This is a genomic window from Mycobacterium sp. E1747 (genome assembly GCF_001667775.1).
Taxonomy (GTDB): domain Bacteria; phylum Actinomycetota; class Actinomycetes; order Mycobacteriales; family Mycobacteriaceae; genus Mycobacterium.
Genome location: NZ_LZJI01000083.1, coordinates 66,997 through 87,231 on the forward strand (window position 1 = coordinate 66,997; position 20,235 = coordinate 87,231).

Genomic DNA, 20,235 nt, shown 5'->3' on the forward strand with positions numbered 1-20,235 from the left:
CAACCATCCGCTCGCGGTCGGCCGGTGACGATTTACATCGAGTACGGCTGTGGTGTAAGAACACCACATGGCTTCGGAATTGCGACGAGGGCTGCCCGCTCCGCGTCCCGGCGCGACGGCATTGGTGACCGGCGCCTCGTCGGGCATCGGTGACAAGTTCGCCCGTGCACTGTCCGCGCGAGGCCATCACGTGACTCTCGCGGCACGCCGTGAAGACCGGCTCCGCTCCCTCGCCGAAGAGCTGGGTGATGCGTTCGTAACGCGCTGCGACGTCGCCGACCCACGTTCGCGCGCAGACATGCTTGACGCGGTTGACGAGGCCGGCCTCGAGGTGGACATTTTGATCAACTGCGCGGGGTTCGGCGGAGGCGGGACCGTGTACACATTTGACCCCGACCGCGCCGTGGAGATGCTCCGTACGAACGTCGAGGCGATCTTCGCGCTCTGCGGTGCGCTCACTCCAGGGATGGCCCAGCGGCGTTTCGGTGCAGTAGTCATCGTGTCGTCGCTCGCCGGAATACTATGTCCGCCAGTTAATTTCGCAGCTTACGGTGCCTGCAAGAGCGCTTCGCTACGATACGCCCACGCTCTGCACTACGAGCTGGCCAAGGTCGGCGTGGCCGTCACGGCGCTGTGTCCAGGCCCGGTCGACACCGAATTCGGGCCGAGTTCCGGCTTGGAAGCGACAATGGACGCCATGCCCGCGTTCGCGAAGGCAACCCCCGCTGACTGCGTCGCGGCGACATTCCGGGCACTGGAGCGAGGCCAACCCGAGATCGTTCCCAACACCGCCGTCCATCTGGCCGCGGTCGCCGCACGACGTACCCCGGCGTTCATCGCATCGCGTTTGATTCCCGCGTTCTTTCGCGTCTGACCGTCCGTCCGAACGGACGAACGAGGCGGCGCCTAGACGAAACGTCAGACGGCACCAGCGGTGTCGAGGAAGAGATCGCCCAAGGGATGCGTCGCGGGACTGAGCGCCTCGTCGGTCACCCATCGTGTGAGCCGGTGTAACGGCTCGAACGCGTCCTGCGGTCCGGCGAATGTGGGCGCACACGCGTAGCCGAGCGACACGATGCGTTGAGCTCCGGACAGTGCTGCGGCATCGCGCAATTCGAGCTTGAGCGACTCCGGATAAACACCGACCGTCTGGGTGTAGCTGTCGAAGCGCTGAATTGCTTCGTCGACCGAGTCCACTGGCACCAGGTTCGCCACCCGGTCATCGAGGGCTGCGGCAAAATCCACCGGCTCCGGCATGTGAGAGACGATGATTGCGCCCTCGTCGTGGCGGCCGCCGATCACGGTGAACCACTCGTCGTCGAAGCGCGCGGCGTCCAGTGCCCCCCGCAGTGCGGGCGCGATGCCTCTCTTGGGGCGCGTACTGACACGTTGGGGCAGCGCCATCAACTCTTGATACACCCGCTTCCCGAATTCCCGCAGCTTGTCGATTCCCGCGCCGTCGGTGCCGGACTCGACGAAAACCGTCCGGGCGTTCGCGCAGGCCGCCTGGTTCAAGTGCCCGATGTCGACGGCAAGCCGTGCGGCGGCATCGGCGAAAGCCGCGTCTGTGTTGAGCGCGGCCGCGCCGATCACGCTCGCGCTGCGCTTGGGATCGAAACTCACCAACTCCAGGCCCGGTTGCAGATACCGAGTGACATGTTTGATTGACCCGAAACCGCCCCATGCCACGATCTTTTCGAGGTTCGCCGGCTGATAGAGGGGCTGTTCGACCTTCTCGTCACCGCCACGCCAGTATGCCGAACTCAAATGACGCGTTTCGGGGTGGTCGGGCGCCATTTCGACCATCGTGACGGCAATCGCCGCCGCGGTCAGGGGATCATTCGACGGGCTCTTGATGATCGCGTCGCCGCGGGTTAGCGCGTTACGGATGACCGCGAGGGCTGCCAGCATGGGCGAATTGCCGGCTGTGATGTGCACGCAACGACTGCCGAACGCACGTACGTTCAGCGTCCTGCCGTCGGACAGCGCTGTGCGCACCCAGCCGTCGAGATGAGCGCGGCCGATCCCGACATCGAGCATGTCGGTCAGCGCCTCACGGCTGAAAAGCGCGGGTATCAGCCGAAATTGCTCGTCGACGATCGGCGGTGTCGTGGGAGCAGCATCGTAGGACATCTCGCGCGCCTGTGCGAGATGCTCGTTGCCCGCACAGTCCAATCGGGTGCCGAGTTCAACAAGGTAGTCGACGATCTCGTCGAGCGGGCGAGCATGGATATCACTTAATGCGGCGGGGTCGGCTAAGGACAGCTGCGCGGTTCGCGACGCGACATCGGGCGAAAGGAAGATACCGCCGTCGGCGCGAGCTCCGTGTTCGATGAGGTCGTCGGTGATGACCTGACCGCGAATCACCAACGGTACGAGAGGTTTCGAGGTAGTCATGTTGTCGACAGAAACTCCAGCGTCTCATGATGTGCCGCGTCGGTTGCCGCACAGGTGATTTTGTCATCGCCGTCGTGTCCTGCGCCGAACCGCTCGATGCGGTTATCGCAGCCTGGCGTGGTTTGACCGCAGGCGCACGGTTCGTAGTGCATGGTTACCTTGTCGCCGGTGATGAACCCACCCCACCGGGTCATCACGGCGGTGTCGAAGAACGCGGCTCGCCCCGTGACGGTGCCGGTTCGGGAGTGGGCGGCACCGGTGTCAGGATCAAGGACGAACGGGACGAGCCATGGATTGAAGTGGTAGCGTCCGTGCTCGCATTCTCTTGCCGCGAGCGTGATTTCGGACATCCCGTATCCTGATCGGATTCGCGTCGCACCGAAGAACTCCACGACGTCGTTCTGCCAGCCCTCGGGCTGCACCACGCCCTTTGCGCCTCCGCCGAGTGCGACCACGGAATCGGCTGCAAACACGTCTCGCTTGCCCGCAGCCAGGCCCGCCAGTGCGAGACTGTGCACGGTGTGACCGACCGCGACCGTGAAGATCCGCCGCCCCGCCAGTTCGCTTGTCAGTCGGTCCAGAAACTCCTCGAGTAGTTCCGGCATCCGGCGCAGCAGACCGTCGAATTCGTCCTTGCGAGCTAATAATTCGGGATCGAGCGTCAGCTGCCGCAATGTCCCCTTTGCCGTCGCGTCGCGCAGGCGACCGGCCAGGAACATCACGTCGGCACTGAGCCGGCCCGGCAAGGCCGCATGGAAGCGGTCTGGACTCTTGGCCACGTGGACCTCGATAGCGTCGTTGAGACGCGTGACCATCGCGCTGCCACTGCGAAAGTAGGGGAATATCACGTCCATTGGGTCGGCTTCACGGCAGTCCTCGTCGGCGCCGAACTCCTGCGCGAATGTCGCCGCGAATGCCGCGCCTAGGGTGTCGAACTCCCGCTGTGTCCACGGGACCAGAGAGAACGAGCCCGAAGTTCCGGATGAATGACACACGCGCAGTGGGCTTTCGGCGTCCAGCAGCGCGAACCATTCGTCCAGACACCGGCATGCTGCGGCATCCAAGCCGGTCAGATCGACGGTCGTCAGCCGTGACAGCCATCGCGTGAGATCTGCGAAGCGCTTCTTTTCGATCAGCGACGTCGGATACGACTTGTAGAACGCGTGGTCGAACAACAGCGGAACGACATCGTCGACGGCGTCCAGACGAGTCACGCCGAGCTCGTCCGCCACTCGACGCAGCAGCGGAATCTCGTTGCGCAACTGGTCGAATCGTGCTTGCACCGCGCCTCGCTGCAGTTCCGCCAGCACCTCAGCATCCAAGCCGTTCATTCGTGTCAACGACCCCCCGAACGCATCAATCGGGTCGTGAAGAAAGCGGTTGAGCGTCAACGGCTCATTCGACTTTACAACGGGTACGCGCACACTGTTAACTATAAGTGGCGCCAGTGGAGCTCGTCAATGCAGCGGTTGGTTTTGCATGGACGATGGGCAGGACGGCTGTCCGCATCGCGTCCCGCGAGAGCTCGGATAGCGATTGACGATCTGCGAAACACTCGTTTCAGCAGACATCCTCGGGATCCTCACGCTGGCAAGGGATTCCGTTCGCTACCTCGGAAACCTCTAGCAGGAGAATTGGCCGTAGAGCGTGTTCCACACGATGTCGGTCCAAGCCGCTACGCTCTCGGAAATCCGGGATTCAGGCCCCGGCCCGATGATCCGGCGTATCCCGTTCTCGGTCAGGTACACCAACCACCGGGCGAGTTCGGCTTCATCTATTGCGGGGTTGACCCAGCCGCCGCCTTGTCCCAGGGCGATGTGCTTCTCGACTGCGTGCTGGGCGTTTGATAACGCTGAGGTGAGTTGAGCGCGCAACTCCGCATCGTGGGCGCCGGTCTCGTACACAGCTGAGATCAGCTTCATCCGTGGCCGACAGACCGCGACGACGTCCTGCAGGCCCTGCGCGAGCAATGCGCGCGTGGGCGGGCCGTCAGCAGGCCACGCCCGAGCGGCCTGCACCACCAGGTCGATCAGCTCGTCCAGCCAGATGCTGAGCACGTCGATTTTGCTGTCGAAGTACTTGTAAAAGCTGGTGCGCGAGACACCGGCGGCGTCGACCAGGCGCGCGAGCGTGAGATCGGCGAATCGCGGTTCTTCACCAATCAGAACCTGGAGCGAGCTCACCAAAGCTCGCTCCACCTCTGAGCGACGCTGCGCCCGGCTCTCGGCGCGTCCCACGCGCCGCACCACGATCAGACCCCCTCGTACAGCGTGAACCAATGCATGTCCGTCATCGCCGCGATCGACTCCGGATCGGCTGTCGACCGCCCGGCGAAGCTGCGACGCAGGCCGAGCTCGGTCATCCAGGCCAACCACCGAGCAGTCGGCAGCGGTTGCAAGCCAACCCGGACCAATCCGGCGGCCTGCCCTTCCATTATGTGATCGCCGACCCGCTGCGCCGCGTGCTCCATGGAAGTCGTGAAGGACTCCCGCAACTGCGTGTCGTACTCCGACACCTCCGAAGCGGCGGCCATCACGCGGCGATGTGGTGCATACGCCGCGAACAGCGCCGTCATCGCCCGATTGAGCTCGACTCGCGTCGACTTCGGCGCGTCCAGCCACAGCGCCGAGGCGCTGACCAGTTCTGTGATGGTGTCCGCAGCGATGGCGCGTATCAGGTCGACTTTGTCATCGAAGTGGGCATAGAAGGTCGGGCGCGAGATGGCCGCGGCACGGCAGATGCCTGTCACGGTCAGTTCGGTGTAGCTGGTATCGCCTTGTTCGAGCATTGATTCGAGCGTCTCGCGGAGTCGAGCGGTCAGCGCCTCTCGGGGTGACGTTGGGCTGCTCACCAGGGTAAAGGTACCGGACTATTCAGTTGACACTAAATGCGTACTCACTGTAAGGTCGCCCGTGTGGTCGATTCCTGCGCAACTGAACAGGCCGCGAATGCGGCGCCCGTCATCGACGACTTGAGCATCTTCCTTACGGCCGGCCGGCAGCGGCACCCGGGCGTGATACTTGAGGACGGCAGGCTCGCCGAGACACTTGGCTTGCATCGCGGCTTCCTATCCGAGCGCTACGACATCAAGGTCACCGGCCCGTTGCTCGGCGGCGTCGGCGCAGTCACCTCTCGGCTCTCGCTCGGGACCGGCGTGCTCGCAGCTGGGGCGAGGCATCCCGTGATGACCGCCGCACTGGGCGCCACGATGCAAGCCGCTTACGGGGAGCGCACCGTCCTCGGGCTCGGCCGCGGCCACACCACCTGGATGGAGACCCTCGGTCTGGCGAACCAGCCTGGCGCACTCGGGAAGATGTACTCGTTGCGCGCCTTCGTCGATTACATCGACATCATCCGCAGGCTCTGGCGCGGTGAGACCGTCGACTACGACGGGCCGGCCGGTCGCTACGAAGGCATCTTCATGGCCGACCCGCCGCAGTGCACGCCACCGCCGATCTGGTGGGGTCTCATGGGTGGGCCTAAAGCGGCGAAGATCGCGGCAACCGTCGCCGACGGCGCCGTCATGCTCGACCTGATTACCCCCGAAGCGGTGGCACGCACGGCCGAGATCATCAGAACGGAGCGCGAACGCGCCGGGCTCGATCCGGCCGGATTCCGACTCGCAGTAGGGGTGATCACCACACCCGACTTCGACGAGGTGGGCGTTTTGAACCAAACCGCCGCCCGACTGCTCACCTACATCGTGGGCATGCCGTCGGTGGTGGAGTCCTACGCCGCCGTGAACGGGTGGGACGCTCGAATCCTCCACGAACTCACCGAGCATGCCTTGTTCAAGGCGCAGCGGACCAAGACCGCCGATTTGAGCTATCGCCGTGACCAACTCATCGAAGCGGCCAAGCACGTTCCACTGGAGTGGATGCACGACAGTTGTGCGATCGGCTCGTCAGCCGAGGTGGTCACGAGTCTGCAGCGCTTCCGCGACGCGGGGGCCGACGAAGTGGTCATATACGGAAGCACCACCGCCGACAACGAGAAGGTCATCGAGCTGTGGCGTCAACGCCCCGAGGCCGTCGACTGACGAGCATGATTGGGTGCAGTCGGCGCCATCTCAATCCGCTCCCTATCCGTCCAGTTCCGGCGGCGCCAACGACTCGCCATCAGTCCACACGAACCCCAACACCATCTTTGCGACGCGCCAGCGACCGTCGACCCGCACATATTCGTGGTCGTACCAGCCGCCGATGTCCGCGTGCCGCATCGGATCCGAGGGCTCGGAGAGGTGGATCGCCTGCAGATAGGCGCGTGATGTCGCGCGGTCGCCGTCGATCGTGACAGCGTGATTGGTGATCATGTGGTGGGTCGCCCAGAACGGCTCCACCACCGCCCCCGCGTACCGCGAGTACTCACTCGCCGGGAAGCTGCCCAACGGGGACTCGATCACACCATCGTCGGTGAATAACGCCGCGATGGCCGGCCAGTTCTTCGCGTCGACGCCAAGGGCGTAGGCCGTCAGCAGGTCGCCGATTTCAGCGCGGTCGACCAGCCACTGCAGTCGCGCTTCCGCACCGTCCGGGGGATTCTGCGGCATCGATCCGTTTCCTCTCAGCCAACGCATCTGGGCTCGAAGGCAACCGGCAACGAGCCCACTGCACGGAAGCAGTCATCGTGGGACCGTCCCCGGCCCGAAGCGCACTCCTTCTTCGGGCCGGGAGACGTATCGCCGTCAGGCCTTGATGAGGCGGCAGATCTCGGCGGACGCCTCGATGATCTCTTCGGGGACTACCGGCATGAGCATCGGCGCGAAGTCGGCGATCAGGTTGATCGTCGCGCCCTGCTCGACGAAGGGCTTGATCTCAGCCGCGATGTCGTCAGGCGTGCCGTAGAAGAAGGTCTTGCGGACCATTTCTGGCGTGACGCGGTCGGTGACGGCGGTGAGGTCGTCGAGCGTCATCGAGTTGGGCCTCATGTGCAAGGCGTAGTGCCAGTCGAGCGGCATCACTGGGTCGATTCCCTCTGGCGCCCAATCATTCTGGTTGATCCGGCCGCCGGTCGCCGCGTACCACTTCACCAATGGGTTGTCGACGTATTGCTCGAAGTCGTCCTTGTCCTTGGTGATGAAACAGATGTGATGCAAACCGAAGTGGAACGTGTCGTCTCCACGACCGAGTGTCTTCAAAGTCTCTCGGTGCCCCTGAACGACTTTGCCGTACGCCTCGGGATCGGCGTACACGAACGGCGCACCTGTCCCGAAACCGTCCGCGTATTTCAGCGCCATCTCGACGAGACGGGGCCCCCCGCCCATCGCGATCACCTCTGGGCGGCGATCCTTGCCAGCGTTACCGATGAACGCGTCCTTGAGGTTGAAGAACTCCCCCTCGAAGCTCACTGGTTCGCGTTCAGTCCACAGCAAGCGCAGCACCTGCAGCGCCTCGTTGAGCCGCTTGAGGCCCTGCGACCGCTTGCGGCCGAACGGCCCGATATGACGCACCTCTCCCGCGCCGAGCGACAGCAGCGCGTTGCCCTCGGTGGCCGACGCGAGCGTGAGCATGGTCTGAGCGAGTTCGGGAGCATCGCGGCGGGTGGCATCGGTACAGATCGCGAAGCCAAGCTGGTCGACCGCACTCATCGCGAACGACATCGTCACGAACGGATCCTGCAGGGAGTCGATGTCCGGAAAGTGCTCGGCCAGTGGCGTGTTCTCCGGAGTGAACAGTGCGTTCGGGAACCAGCTGGTGAGCTGATCCCAGATCGTCGCGTAGTCGATCTGCCCGGTCGCCTGCAGCGCCTGAGCGTACGGACCGGCCGTCTTGGGGCTGATGTGGCGAGACGCCCAGATTGCGATTCCGGCACGGACATCGGACATGTATCACTCCTGTGTGAGTCTGTACGGAGAGCCGACGAAGTGTCGGACACTCGACCTCAAATGACATTACAACAGAGAGAATTTGTCAACAAATTTCCGCACATTGTGTGCTCGAAAGAGCTGATTTGACGGACAGACTTGCTACGTCTGTGGTTTACACTTCGGCGTGTGTCCAACCCGGCTGGAGTCTCGTCTCGTGACGTCTCACGCGGCCTGATCCTGTCGGCGGCGCGCGACTGTTTCCGCCGCAACGGAATCCGGGCCACCACCATGGACGTCATCGCCAAGACCGCGGGGGTGTCACGACAGACCGTGTACAAGAACTTCTCAACGCGCCTCGAGTTGATCAATGCGGCTGTTGCCGAACGGATCTCGGAACTCGCAGACGATATCGACAAGCGGTTCGAGCATGACACGCTCGTCGATGCGTTCGTCCGTCGGGTGTCGGAGATCGTCGACGCGATAGGCACCGACACGGAACTCGCGACGCTCATTGGCAAGGACTCGCCCGTTACCCTGCATCAAGCGTTGTGGCAGCCAGCCGTGCACGACCGCGGACTTCGGGAGTGGCGAGCCTGGTTGCGGCAGGCGCGCAAGGAGGCACTTCTCCGGTCTGACGTCGCCGACGCAGACATCTATGAGTGGCTTCAAACCGTGCTGACATCGTTGATCCTGCGTCCTGACCCCGATCTAGAGCACCGACGCACGCTGATCGAAGTGTTCCTCGTGGACTCACTCGGCCTGCGCGGGCCCGTGTGGAGGGCCGCGCACTGATTCGGGCGGGCGCTTGGGTTACGGGGTCGGCCAGAGGACCCCGCGCTGGCCGAGTGGTGCGGCGGAATCTGGTCACACCGCGGTGTAGCCACCGTCAATGGGAATGGCCGCGCCGGTTAGGAACGTCGACTCGTCGCTGGCGAGAAACACTGCGGCCGAAGCGATCTCCATCGGCGTACCCAGTCGTCCCAGCGGTGTCGTGGTCTCGGTGGTGTCCAGCAGTGCCTTGAGCACTTCGGGATGATTTGCTTCGAGCGCAGTGAGCATCGTGGTCTTCACCACTCCCGGACAAATCGCGTTGCAGCGCACGCCGCTTCGACCGTATTCGGCCGCGGTTGAGCGGGTGAGGCCGATCACCGCAGCCTTGCTGGCACAGTAGGCCGACAGGCCCGGGAAGGCGATGAGACCTGCGACCGAAGCGGTGTTGATGATGGATCCACCGCCTTGCGCGATCATGATGGGCAACGCGTGCCGCGTACCGCTGAAGACCGCGCGGGTGTTGACGGCATACACCCGATCAAAGTCCTCGAGCGTGTAATCAGCTAGCGCACTGAGGGTTCCGTCGATCCCGGCGTTGTTGCAGAGTGCATCGAGGCGGCCGAACTCGGCGACCGTCCGGGTCACCAGTGCCGCGACTGCGGCATCATCGCTAACGTCTGTCGATACTGCGATCGCGTCATCGCCCAATTCCGCGGCCACCTCGGTTTCTTTGCCGCTGATGTCGGCAATCGCGATCTGGGCGCCCTCGGCGTGCAGCGCCCGGGCCATGGCAGCCCCGATTCCACTGCCACCGCCAGTGACGATCGCGACCTTGCCTGCTAGACGCCCAATTGCCATGCCATCTCCATGATTTCGTGATCTCGATCGACTGCGTTCGGCAACTGCGGCGCACCCACGGCGCCCACACCGCGTGCTCGGGTCATTCCGATCTCCTACGCCACTCGCGGGCGAGCGCGGCGTTCTGTCCCGGCGTCGACCCGTAGGTCACCACCTCGTCGGCGCCCGCGTCTCGGTAGCGTTGGAGTTGGTCAGCGCACGCGGTGACGGATCCGATGGCGCAGGATTCTTGCATCCACTTGTCGGGCACCGCCTTGGACGGCTCGGCGAGTTCCGCGCGGTGATACACGCTGTCGGCGATGGTGTCGTGACCTTGGAGCTGGGCGTGGGAGCGGATCTCGGCCAAAGTGTCCATCGACCAGCCGTTCATCTTGACCAGAGTTTCTCCCCAGCCCGGCGCCTGCAGATAGGTCAGGGCCCGCGCGTGACAGATCTGCCGCGTCTCAACGTCGCTGAGCTCGGGTGCCGTCACCACGCTTTGCGCGATACGGAGCGTGGCGGGATCGCGGCCGATCCGCTCGCACTCGGCACGGATTCGCGTGACCGAGGCCAGCGTCGCTTCCGGCGTGAGGTTGGGAATCAACAGCACGCCGTCCATGCACTGCGCCGCCAGCCGCGCGCCCTTTGCCAATCCGAACGTTCCATACCAGATCTCGGGGTCTGGCCCGTCGTGACGATCGTCCATGCGCATTCCGGCGAAAGTGCCTGCCGGCCCGGCATAGTCAACCTTCTCACCGCGCCATAGGGCGCGAATGATGTCTACGTAATCCCGCAACGCGGGGTAGGTTGTCGACTGGATCTTGCCGTTGACGATGGTGTCGGCGCCCCCGCCGCCCAAGCCGAGCCCCAGGACGAATCGCGGCCCGTAGGCGGCCTGCATCGTCGAGGCGAACGCCGCAGCATGGTGTGGATGACGACCCGACGGCGGAATGACGCCTGTCGCGAGGCCGATGGTGTCCGTGCGAGCACCGACACCCCCGAGCAGTGCACCAGCCTCTTTGAGGTTCCACCGCTCCGATAGAAAGACGCGGCGGAAGCCGATCTGCTCGGCGTCGACGCCGTCCTGAACCCCCTGACGCGGGGTCCGAGCCGCTGTTTCAGGCCCATCACCTGCCTGCGCCCGTACCCGGCCGGAAATGATGAAGGCGCTGAGATCGTCGATCATAGTGTTGCGAACGAGTCGAGGGCTTCAATGTGCTTGAGGCACCGCAGCACGCTGATCTCGCCGACACCGCGGCCGTCGCCGGTATCCAGCGCACCCAGCATGGCCAGCCCCTGTCCGAGGGGATAAATGACGCTCTGCCGGTAGTGCTCGATGCACTCCTGCCTGGTGTAGTCGGTAACTCCGCCCGCGAGCAGGCCGTCGTGATAGCGCGCGACGAGCATTTCCCAGTGCTGAGCGAGGTCGTCGATGTTCATCGACCCCGCCAGCAGATTGGCGACGTCCTGGGTACCCCGCGTTCCGGCGGGGACCTGCCAGTCGATGAGATAGGGCGTCACTGTGCGACCCCCGGGCGAGTCGCTGAAGAACACGTTGTCTAGGCGACAGTCGTTGTGCGTCAGCGTGTGTGGTCCTTCTGCGCATCGCTGCAGCACCCGGTTCCAGTCCTGCGCGGCATCCATCATTGCCGCCAGCGTGGCGCTACTGACCTCGCCGTCGAAGCGCTCTGCCGCGGCGGGCGCGCCACTCGCGACGACCTGGGCAATCATCTGGCAGTAGATCCCTTCGGTAGGGGACACCAACCACTCTGCCGCCAACGCCGGTGACTGCCAGAAGCCGGCATGCATGGTCGCGAGACTGTCCATCAAGGCGGCGGCATCATCGACTGCGAGCCCCTGTCGCTGCTCTCCCATTCGCAACGCACCGAGGTCCTCGAGCAGCAATGGAGTCGTGTCGCCGTCGCCCGCGTGGAACAGACTCGCGGTGTGCACCGGCACCTTGGCGGCGAACTCGGTGTAGAACCGCCGCTCCCGCTCGAAAAGCCCCATCGCCTGGTCCATTTGGACCTGAACCGGCTTCGTGCCGCGAATCTTCGCGACGAGCGTTTCGGGTCCGGCGCCGACGTCGGCGTAGGTGATGTTGAGCCGGGCCATGTCGGTCGTCGCGCCACTTAGGGCGACCGGTTCGACGCGAAGACCGGTGACCTTGCTCTGGTTGTGCCCTCCGTCCCGCAGGACCTCGTCGAGCCAGTCTCGGTCTAGTTGTGCAAGCGTTTCGTTGAGACTCACTCCGCCGCCGCCTTCAGTCGCGCGCAGATCTCGATGTTGCGGGCCAGACCCTGCTGGGCGTCCTCGGGTTCCAGCCCGATCGGCAGGATGTCGCACACGCTGACCCAGGTAGCCCCGGCGTCGACGTAGGCCTGTACCTGGTTCGCAACGGACTCTGGCGTTCCGTGCACGAACGCCCGCGAGGCCATTTCTGCGCTGACCTTCGAGAGCAGCTCCTCCACCTCGTCATCGGACCACTTCACGGGCAACAGCTTGGTCGCGTAATGCCAGTCGTCCGGCAGCGGCGGCTCGAAACCTTCCGTTCGCCACACCGGCATTTCCAGACGCCCGTAGATACCTGCCATCCACCGGAAGAATCGGCTTGCCAGTGCGCGCTGAATGACCTGCTGGTCCTCATGTACGAGCGCCATGAACCAGATTCCGAAGTCGAACGACTCGGGGTCGCGGCCCTTGCGCACGAGGTCGGCCTTGAGCGAATCCACGGACGCCTTAAACGCTTCCGGTGTCGGAAACACACAAGGCACGATGGCGGCCATGCCGTCGGCGTAAGTAGTGCCGAGGTCGAGCAGCTTCGGGCCGCCACCGAGTACCCATACGTGCGGCCGCGCGGCCCGGGCAGAACCCATCCAGGCATCCCGAAGATTCCAGAAATTGCCCTCTCTGGTGACCGGCTGCGTGGCGTCCCACAATGCGTGGAACGTCTGCAGCTGATCCTCGAGTCGCTTGATGCCCTCTGATCGCTTCCAACCGTAAGGCGTGATTTGCTTCGCCTCTCCGGCACCGATCATCACCGTCGCAGTCTGATTGGACATGTTCTGCAGGGTCGTCATCGTCTGGAAAAGTTCCGCGGGTCCCCGGCGAATCGCGTCCGTGCTGATGGCCACGCCGAGGTCCGGTGCTGAAGCGAGCACATACGCGCTGACAGCGAACGCGTCGGCATAGGAATCGATATCCGGCAGCACCGCAGCCATCGGAGACTCCGCAGGCGACCACAATTGGCGAGGCCAGAAGTTAGTCATCTGGTCCCACACCAACAACTCGTCCACCACGCCGCTCTCGACCGCCGCCTGCGCCTGGGCCGCAAACGCGGCAGGAGGCGAGAAGCGATCAGAAATCAACGGGACCGATGTCTTAACAGCCATTAAAAACTCCTCGGCTCAAGGGTGGTACTGGATCGAGTGAAGGCCTGTGAATGTGCTCTCTCACGCCAGCTGCCACACCCGACGAAACGATAGGTAATTAGTTACCTACATCACTGATGCGGTACGTTACCCTTTGTGTCAAGTGCCCAGCCGCCGCGACTTGCCGGAGCACAACGGCGCCGTCAGATACTCGACGTGGCCCGGGCCGAGTTTCTCGTCAAGGGCTTTTCCGGCGCGCGCATCCAGTCCGTCGCGGACGCCGCAGGGGTCAATAGCGCCCTGCTCTACAAGCACTTCGAGTCGAAGGAGAAGCTCTTCGACGAGGCGATCATGGCACCCATGCACGACCTGCTCAGTGCTCGGATCGATGCAGTCCGTGCCTTGCCGCCGGACCCCGGAGGTGCCGCACAGCGTGAGTCGACGCGCGAATTCCTGGCGGCTCTCCTCGAGATGTTCGTCGAATCGATTGGCGCGCTCGGGGTCATCCTCTTCGGTGATCGCGACCACGCGCGCCGCTTCTACGCAGGTCACGTCAGGCCCCTCATCGAAGCTGCCATCGATGCCACCCGGCTCAACCTCAACCGATGGGAACATCGCGAATTCAACATCGAGATAGCGGTCCAATCATTGTTCGGCACCGCCTTCTGGTTGGCCTTGGACCGTTCGATGCACGACGGTGAAGACGATCTCGCCGAGCAGGTCGACGCGATTATGGACATCACCTTCCACGGCATCGGTGGTCCGGCTGAGCGGCTGTGACTCACCGGACTACCCCGCCGGTGCGACCGCTCAAGGCGACCGTAAGCCGGCTGCTTTCTTCACGCGACTGCCGAACAGTGCGCAGCGGCCGTACTCGCTGCCTTGCGAACCGGCAGGCGAAAAGTGACACCACTTCGTCAGGCGACCGCCTTCGCATGATTGGGGACACGCCTGCCGCGTTCGATCTGGTTCCGAATCTGCAGGTTGATGCTGAAGCAGTGACCGCAGGAGCACTCAGGCGTAGTTTCGAGCGCGCCAGCGCCCGAATCACGCCTGCTGTCTAGTTCACGGCAAGAAGAGGCCGTTCTCCAGAGTGGTGCCGATGGCGAAGGTCGGGTAGCGGCGGCCGTCGTACGGGTTGTTGGAGACTTCGAAATCGCCGTAGCCGCCCGATAAGCCGCCGACCGAAACCTGGCAGTTGGTGTCGACGCCGAAGTACTCGTAGTTGGACAGCATGATCGAGGCATGCGCCTTGGCGTCGATGACGATGACTTCACCGCTGGGCATCCGCAGCGTGGCCTGGCCTCCGTACACGGTCACCCCGTCGGCCGCCATCTGCGTGACGAGTTCGACGTCGTCGGTCCACTCCTCGACACCGTCGCGCAACACCATGCCGTAGCCAGCGTAGGCATCGGTATTGGTGTGCCAACTCAGGATCGAGAAGTTGAACGCCTCACCGAAGGTACCGACGAACGCACGGTGGCTGCGGATGATCTTCCAGTCTCGGAAGCCGAACGACTGGTCGCGGTGGGCGAACCCGTCGATGTGATAGTCACGGCCTGCCAGTGTCAGTTCACCGCGGATGCGCGCCGAGGTCTCCCAGTGCGCGGGCACGAAACCATCGGCCTCTTCCGAGTCGACGGCCCAGTCGCGGGCGCGCCCGTGTTCGGTCGCGTACATCGGCGTGTACGGGTAGATGTCGGTCAACAACAGGTTGCAGCGGTAGTCATCACCGTGATCCACGATCCAACGCGTTTCGCTGTCGCCTTCAAACCGGCAGGTGGTGCCGTTGGCGTGAAACGCCTCGCGGCCGCGATCCGCGGCACGGTAGGGCAGGAGGTGGTTGACCGAGCGGAACCGAGTGCCGTCCGACGAGTAGGCGGCAGTCTGCTGGTTGCAGGTGCCGCGGTTGGGTTCGAAGCCAATGCGCTGAAAGCCGCCGACACCCGCTGATCGATCATGCCAGCACAAGAACACGCTCTCCTGCCACCCCGGGTCGTCGGTCTGCTGATGCGGCCCGATGACAAAGGGATTGGCGGCCCTTACTTGTGCGCGGAAGTCGAGTTCGAGCGTGGCGTCGGTCATGTGTGTTCCTCCAATAAGTCGTGTTCGGTCGGTGCACTATCAAGACGTACGACGGTCCCGGCGTCACCGTCGACGCGGATCAGATCGCCCGAGTGCAATCGGCGTGAGCCGTTCCCCGTGTTGATGACGCAGGGCACGCCAAGCTCGCGAGCGACTATCGCGCCGTGGCTCACCGCCCCACCGATGTCGATGACAACCGCTGCGGCGTAGTGGAATAGCGACACCCAGCTCGGGTCGGTGGTGTGACAGACGAGAATCTCGCCGGGCTCGAGGTCGTCGTCGCTACTGGGGTCGACGACGACGCGAGCCCTTCCCTCCACCGTGCCTCCGCCCGTCCCGATGCCCTGCAGCGTTACGGTCTCTTCGTCGGGCTGGGCAACGATGAGCGATGGCGTCGGCAACCCTGTCCAGACCGCGGGAACCTGCATGGTCTGGTAAAGCTCCCATCGTTCACGGCGAAACTTAAGCTCGTCAGCGCTGGGTTGCCTTGCTTCGCCGATGATTTCAGGAACCGTACACATGAACACGTCATCGGGCCGGTGGATACGGCCGTCGGCGACCGCGTGCGAGCCGACGACCTTCGCAGCGGCACGAGCGACGTCGACAGTGCGCAGCACGGCGGCCCGCCCGCTTTCCCGCAGCGGCAAATAGGAATGCGCCAATCGAAGGAGCATCGCGGCCGGCCGCCGGGCGGGCCGGGGTAGCGCACCCAACAGTTGATCGCGGGCGTGCACCGCCTCGGCGTGCTGACGTATGGCCCTGATCTCCGGGTTCTGGTCATCAGGCAGGGTTCGGTAGCGATCGAGCACCGAGGCCAGCAGACCCGGGTCGTCGCGCCACGACGATTTCGCCAGTTCGCCCGCCGCGGGCCCCTGGTAGCCGAACTCCGCCAGGAAGGAGTCCGTGTCGGGGGCGGACCGCAACGCCCATAGCTGGGCGAGCAATTGGGTCTCCTCGGTGTCCATGGCCGTCGTCAGCGCACGTTCCAAGCCAGGCAGTCCGGCCTTCGCGCAGATTCGGGCCAAGGCGTCGTAAAGCCCGTTGGCGGCCATCGTTGCGATCAGATGGGCAAGCCCGACGTGGTTCTCGAAATCGGATAGTGCGTCAGCGAATGCGGCCCGCGCCTGCTGCTCGTCAGCGCTGTCCATGGCGGTCACGGCCTCGCGCCACCATCGCCGGTGGTCCTGAGCGCCCATGATCAGCTCGCGTCGGGCACGACGAAATGCCAACGGCGCTTTGACCGCGACGATCGGGTAGCGCTGCGGCAGGGCACGGGTGGGGTGACCGGGTCGCACGTTGCTGAGGAAGTCGCGTTCCATCGAGTTGCCCGACGTACCTGGGATGGCGTCGGCGAATGATCGCCAGACGTCGACGTTGAGCGCACACCGGCCGTAGAAGATACCGAGGTGGCGCTGGTCGCGGTCCCGACTGGGCCGAGTACCCACTGGACTTGCCCCGACGAGCACTCTCCCGGCGATCTGAGCCTTCTCGGTTCCGATGTCGTACCACGACCAGCTGAGCGGGGTGGGAACACCCGGCAGTGCCTCGGCAGCGTTGACAGTCGTCCAGTACCGTGCGCTGGTCTCCGGGCCGCGCAGCGGGTCGACAAAACCGACGGGCGTCGGTGATCCAGACATGCTTGGAACATATTCGGATGCGCGATTCGCCGCAAGCAAATCGACATAACGCAGCACGCAGTGACACTGACACCCTGTAGCCGCTCGTCCACAACCGCCTTCACCGTTCCCACGGCAGCTGACATTCGCCACAATAGCGTTATTTAGCAACGCAATTGGCGTGCATTAGGGATGCTTTGCGTACCACGAGGCACACGCATCGTCCACTTCGGACCGATGGCGCATCTGACGACAACCTTGCGCTGTACTTGTACGCTGACGGTGTCGAATCTTTACTTGTACGTTCGATTATGTACAAGTACATTTGAACTATGCACGTACGACGCTTGTCCCCCATGCAGTGACCTGCCGGCACTGCAAAACTCTCTGCGTCGACGGTGAGGAGTCTTGATGCGTATCGCCAATCTGCTACCCACGGGGTACGCCGAAGGATTCGACCCGGCACCGGAGCTTCTTGGGCCTGGCGTCTCCGTCGAGCCAGTGATGATGGACCTGCCCGCACTGCCGACCAACGCGGTGGACCTCCTGCTGACCGACGTTGCCGCGGTGGAGGCATCGATCCGCGCGCAAGCCTCGGGCTTCGATGGGATCGTCATCAACTCCGTCGCCGACTACGGTCTACGGGCAGCCCGTTCAGCGGTGCGGATTCCCGTGGTGGGCACCGGACAGGCCAGCATGTTGCTCGCATGTTCGCTCGGCAACCGGTTCTCGATAGTGAGCGTGTTGTCACCATCGCTCCGGGAGTGCCATGACCGGCAACTGCGCGAATACGGCTTGAGCGATCGGTGCTCCTCGATGCGGTTCGTCACGAGTGCGTCGGAGATGGCGACGATCGCCGACCCCGACGGGTGGTACGCGGGGATGCGGTCGCGTCGTGCCGATATGGTCGAACGCATAGGGGCGCAGATCCGAGCAGCAGTGGATGATGACGGCGCCGACTCGGTCATCCTCGGCTGCACCTGTATGGTGCCGGTCGCGCAGGATGTCGCGACGTACACCGCTGCGCCCGTGATCAATCCGCTCGATGCTGCGTTCCTCCACGCTGCGATGTTGGTGAGGATGGGACTGAGCCAATCGCCCAGCTGTTTCCTTCCCGCGGAGACTTCTCGCGCGGCCGTGCTGCGCGCCATGGTGAAGGGCGCCGCGGCGACCATGTCCGCCGAAGCCGTGGACGACGAAACCGCCTGCGGGAACACGTGCGAGATACTCTCTGCGCCGGATCGTGAGGTTGTCGCCGGCGCACGCTGACTCGGCTATGAAGCGAAGCGGTTTGCGCGGGTAGTCGCAGCCGCGCTAGTGATTGACAGTCTGCAGGAACTCTCGAAGGTTGGACTCCATTGACGCCAAGTCGATGACCGGCGGCGCGAGGATGATCCGGGTCACGCCGGCCGCTGCGTAAGCATCGACGGAGTCGGCGGTCAACGCGGCCGCTGGGTCGGTGTAGTCAGTGGGATTGGGTGGCGCACAGTAGGTCACCTCGATCGCAGCTGGGTCGCGGCCATGTTCCTCTGCCGTGCGACGCGCCTCAGCCACCAGATGCGCGGTCTCGTCGGGCGTGGTTGCCATCGGCAGGTAACCGTCACCGAGTCTGCCAGCGCGACGAGCGGCCACCACAGTGCTTCCGCTGATGAAAATTGGAGGCCCTCCCTGGCGTATCGGTTGCGGCAGACAGTGCACGTCTGCAAAGCGGGTGAATTCGCCGCTGAAGGTCGCCGGATCGTCGGACCACAGCGCCCTCATAACGTTGATCCCTTCTTCGAGACGCGCCATCCGAGTGGACCATTGGCCGTTTGTCAGCATCTCGAATTCTTTGCGCAACCAGCCTTGGCCGACCCCCAGGGCTACCCTGCCGCCGGTGATCCTGTCCAACGATGCGACCTGCTTGGCGGTAATGATCGGGCTCCGCACGGACAGCAGCAGGACTGCGGTGCCCAGCAGCATGCTGGAGGTACGTTCGGACAACCACGCCAGGTGAATCAGCGGATCCGAGAAGGCAAAGTCGGCGGGAACCGGCACGCTGCCGTCGGGGCTGTACGGGTACGCCGAGTCGTGTGTCGCAGGCATGGCAACGTGGTCGCCAACCCAAAGGGAATCGAACCCGGTCGCCTCGGCGGCTGACACCAACTGCGCTGCGAGCTCTGGCTGACTCCAGATGCCGGCGTTGATCATCCACAGTCCGAATCGCATCCGCGTGCCGTCGCTTTTTCGTTGTGATGCCACCCGGCTCACCGAGCCATCAACATTCCGCCGTCAATCCCGACGAGTTGCCCGGTCATGAAGGACGACATGTCGCTAGCCAAGAACACGTTGAGGTTCGCGGCGTCCTCCGGCTTACCCAAGTCACCGGTCAGCGGGATCACGGCCTGCTTCCACGCGGCGATCTCGGCGGACTTCTCCGGTGACATCTCCGAATACCAGGTCTCGGCCAATTCGGTATGCACCGCCGGGCACACCACGTTGGCCCGAATTCCCAATGGCCCCCACTCTTGGGCGATCACGCGTGTGTAGGCGATGACGCCCGCTTTCGCTGCGCCGTAAGCAGCCATTTGTGGCATGGTGACCACACCCGCATACGACGAGTAGTTGACTATGGAACCTTGACCGACCGGCTTCATGTACCGAAACGCGGCAGCATTGGTGAACGCGGTACCCAGGACGTGAACGGCGAATTGTTCGTAAAGGTCACTCTCCAGCAGGTTTTCAGTCGGTTTCTGCTGCTCGATGCCCGCCGAACTCACCAGCACGTCGATACCACCCAGCACGGCAACGGCCTCGTCGAACGCCGCATCGACGTGGTCCTGCTTCGTCACGTCTACTTGCACGTGTGCGAAGGATCCCGAGCCTAGTTCACGCAATGCGCTGACGACCGTCGCGGCACGTTCCGATTCGGGCGCCGAGCGCGACATGGTCACTACCGACGCTCCGTTGCCCGCCATCGCGAGCGCGCTCGCCCTTCCGATCCCAGTGACACCGCCTGTGATGACGATTCGCTTGCCGTGCAAGAGCATATGCGTCTCCTCCCGTTGTGCCGATCTTGGGCCTCGGCACATGTCGGGCCGATCCTGGGACGAGGGTGACCTATCCCTTCTATACTTGTACACTACATAACTTTACAAGTACATATAATCTGAAACCGGCAGGCCTGTCCGACTGACGACGGACGCGCAGGCGGCAACTGAGCTCGGCTAAACGACCACGGTCAAGATAGGAGACTTTGATGGCTGCACCAACTCACACCCGGGACGCGATCGTGGCCGCCCAGCACAGGAACACACTTTCCTGGAAGAACTCACTGGCACCAGGGTCGTGCGGTCCACGAACGTAGGGGTGG

Annotated in this window: 19 protein-coding genes; 5 read left to right on the top strand and 14 right to left on the bottom strand. The window is 63.8% G+C overall.

Annotated elements, in window-relative coordinates:
* The first annotated feature begins 124 nt into the window (after positions 1 to 124).
* A complete protein-coding gene (locus tag A5695_RS08845) occupies positions 125 to 874 on the top strand; it encodes an SDR family oxidoreductase (protein ID WP_197515408.1) in 750 nt (249 codons plus the stop codon).
* Between the two features lie 44 nt (positions 875 to 918).
* On the opposite strand, the gene A5695_RS08850 is transcribed toward A5695_RS08845, so the two are convergent.
* The 4 genes from A5695_RS08850 to A5695_RS08865 form a co-directional block, all read right to left on the bottom strand.
* Positions 919 to 2,397, bottom strand: coding sequence for an acyl-CoA reductase (locus tag A5695_RS08850; RefSeq protein WP_068080060.1), 1,479 nt, complete (start codon positions 2,395 to 2,397; stop codon positions 919 to 921).
* On the bottom strand, positions 2,394 to 3,788 hold the full coding sequence (locus tag A5695_RS08855; RefSeq protein WP_068080062.1) for a hypothetical protein: 1,395 nt from the start codon (positions 3,786 to 3,788) through the stop codon (positions 2,394 to 2,396). The genes A5695_RS08850 and A5695_RS08855 overlap by 4 nt, the downstream gene beginning before the upstream one ends.
* A gap of 231 nt (positions 3,789 to 4,019) precedes the next feature.
* Entirely contained in the window at positions 4,020 to 4,580 is a 561-nt protein-coding gene (locus tag A5695_RS28975) for a TetR/AcrR family transcriptional regulator (protein WP_197515409.1), read from the bottom strand.
* Between the two features lie 68 nt (positions 4,581 to 4,648).
* Entirely contained in the window at positions 4,649 to 5,248 is a 600-nt protein-coding gene (locus A5695_RS08865) for a TetR/AcrR family transcriptional regulator (protein WP_156749534.1), read from the bottom strand.
* A 63-nt stretch (positions 5,249 to 5,311) separates the two neighbouring features.
* Between A5695_RS08865 and A5695_RS08870 the strand changes: the two genes are divergently transcribed.
* Complete coding sequence (locus tag A5695_RS08870; protein WP_068080069.1) at positions 5,312 to 6,436, top strand: TIGR03857 family LLM class F420-dependent oxidoreductase; 1,125 nt, start codon at positions 5,312 to 5,314, stop codon at positions 6,434 to 6,436.
* 42 nt (positions 6,437 to 6,478) lie between these two features.
* Here the strand turns inward: A5695_RS08870 and A5695_RS08875 are convergent, their stop codons facing one another.
* Positions 6,479 to 6,946 (bottom strand): nuclear transport factor 2 family protein, encoded by a 468-nt coding sequence (locus A5695_RS08875; RefSeq protein ID WP_068080071.1) that lies wholly within the window; start codon positions 6,944 to 6,946, stop codon positions 6,479 to 6,481.
* Positions 6,947 to 7,081: 135 nt separating this feature from the next.
* Complete coding sequence (locus tag A5695_RS08880) at positions 7,082 to 8,221, bottom strand: LLM class flavin-dependent oxidoreductase (protein ID WP_068080073.1); 1,140 nt, start codon at positions 8,219 to 8,221, stop codon at positions 7,082 to 7,084.
* 168 nt (positions 8,222 to 8,389) lie between these two features.
* Between A5695_RS08880 and A5695_RS08885 the strand changes: the two genes are divergently transcribed.
* On the top strand, positions 8,390 to 8,995 hold the full coding sequence (locus A5695_RS08885; protein WP_197515410.1) for a TetR/AcrR family transcriptional regulator: 606 nt from the start codon (positions 8,390 to 8,392) through the stop codon (positions 8,993 to 8,995).
* A gap of 72 nt (positions 8,996 to 9,067) precedes the next feature.
* On the opposite strand, the gene A5695_RS08890 is transcribed toward A5695_RS08885, so the two are convergent.
* The 4 genes from A5695_RS08890 to A5695_RS08905 all read right to left on the bottom strand — a co-directional run bounded on the left by A5695_RS08890 (position 9,068) and on the right by A5695_RS08905 (position 13,203).
* Entirely contained in the window at positions 9,068 to 9,832 is a 765-nt protein-coding gene (locus A5695_RS08890) for an SDR family NAD(P)-dependent oxidoreductase (protein WP_068080075.1), read from the bottom strand.
* Between the two features lie 82 nt (positions 9,833 to 9,914).
* Positions 9,915 to 10,997: a TIGR03857 family LLM class F420-dependent oxidoreductase gene (locus tag A5695_RS08895; protein ID WP_068080077.1), complete on the bottom strand. Its 1,083-nt coding sequence runs from the start codon at positions 10,995 to 10,997 to the stop codon at positions 9,915 to 9,917.
* Positions 10,994 to 12,061 carry an oxidoreductase family protein gene (locus A5695_RS08900; protein WP_068080079.1) on the bottom strand — a complete coding sequence of 356 codons (1,068 nt, stop codon included), beginning with the start codon at positions 12,059 to 12,061 and terminating at the stop codon, positions 10,994 to 10,996. Before A5695_RS08900 ends, A5695_RS08895 begins: the two co-directional genes overlap by 4 nt.
* Complete coding sequence (locus A5695_RS08905) at positions 12,058 to 13,203, bottom strand: LLM class flavin-dependent oxidoreductase (RefSeq protein WP_068080081.1); 1,146 nt, start codon at positions 13,201 to 13,203, stop codon at positions 12,058 to 12,060. Before A5695_RS08905 ends, A5695_RS08900 begins: the two co-directional genes overlap by 4 nt.
* Before the next feature lie 195 nt (positions 13,204 to 13,398).
* Between A5695_RS08905 and A5695_RS08910 the strand changes: the two genes are divergently transcribed.
* Positions 13,399 to 13,962, top strand: a complete 564-nt coding sequence (locus A5695_RS08910; protein ID WP_068080083.1) for a TetR/AcrR family transcriptional regulator — start codon at positions 13,399 to 13,401, stop codon at positions 13,960 to 13,962.
* A 285-nt stretch (positions 13,963 to 14,247) separates the two neighbouring features.
* Here the strand turns inward: A5695_RS08910 and A5695_RS08915 are convergent, their stop codons facing one another.
* Entirely contained in the window at positions 14,248 to 15,267 is a 1,020-nt protein-coding gene (locus A5695_RS08915; RefSeq protein WP_068080085.1) for a hypothetical protein, read from the bottom strand.
* The gene (locus tag A5695_RS08920; RefSeq protein ID WP_068080087.1) at positions 15,264 to 16,904 is read right to left on the bottom strand and encodes a PEP-utilizing enzyme; all 1,641 of its coding nucleotides are present in this window, start codon (positions 16,902 to 16,904) and stop codon (positions 15,264 to 15,266) included. The genes A5695_RS08915 and A5695_RS08920 overlap by 4 nt, the downstream gene beginning before the upstream one ends.
* 390 nt (positions 16,905 to 17,294) lie before the next feature.
* On the opposite strand from A5695_RS08920, the gene A5695_RS08925 reads away from it, so the two are divergent.
* Complete coding sequence (locus tag A5695_RS08925) at positions 17,295 to 18,152, top strand: aspartate/glutamate racemase family protein (RefSeq protein WP_068080089.1); 858 nt, start codon at positions 17,295 to 17,297, stop codon at positions 18,150 to 18,152.
* A 45-nt stretch (positions 18,153 to 18,197) separates the two neighbouring features.
* On the opposite strand, the gene A5695_RS08930 is transcribed toward A5695_RS08925, so the two are convergent.
* Both A5695_RS08930 and A5695_RS08935 read right to left on the bottom strand, forming a co-directional pair.
* The gene (locus tag A5695_RS08930) at positions 18,198 to 19,073 is read right to left on the bottom strand and encodes an LLM class F420-dependent oxidoreductase (protein WP_197515412.1); all 876 of its coding nucleotides are present in this window, start codon (positions 19,071 to 19,073) and stop codon (positions 18,198 to 18,200) included.
* 56 nt (positions 19,074 to 19,129) lie between these two features.
* Positions 19,130 to 19,954 (bottom strand): SDR family NAD(P)-dependent oxidoreductase, encoded by an 825-nt coding sequence (locus A5695_RS08935; RefSeq protein ID WP_082945936.1) that lies wholly within the window; start codon positions 19,952 to 19,954, stop codon positions 19,130 to 19,132.
* Between the last annotated feature and the right edge of the window lie 281 nt (positions 19,955 to 20,235).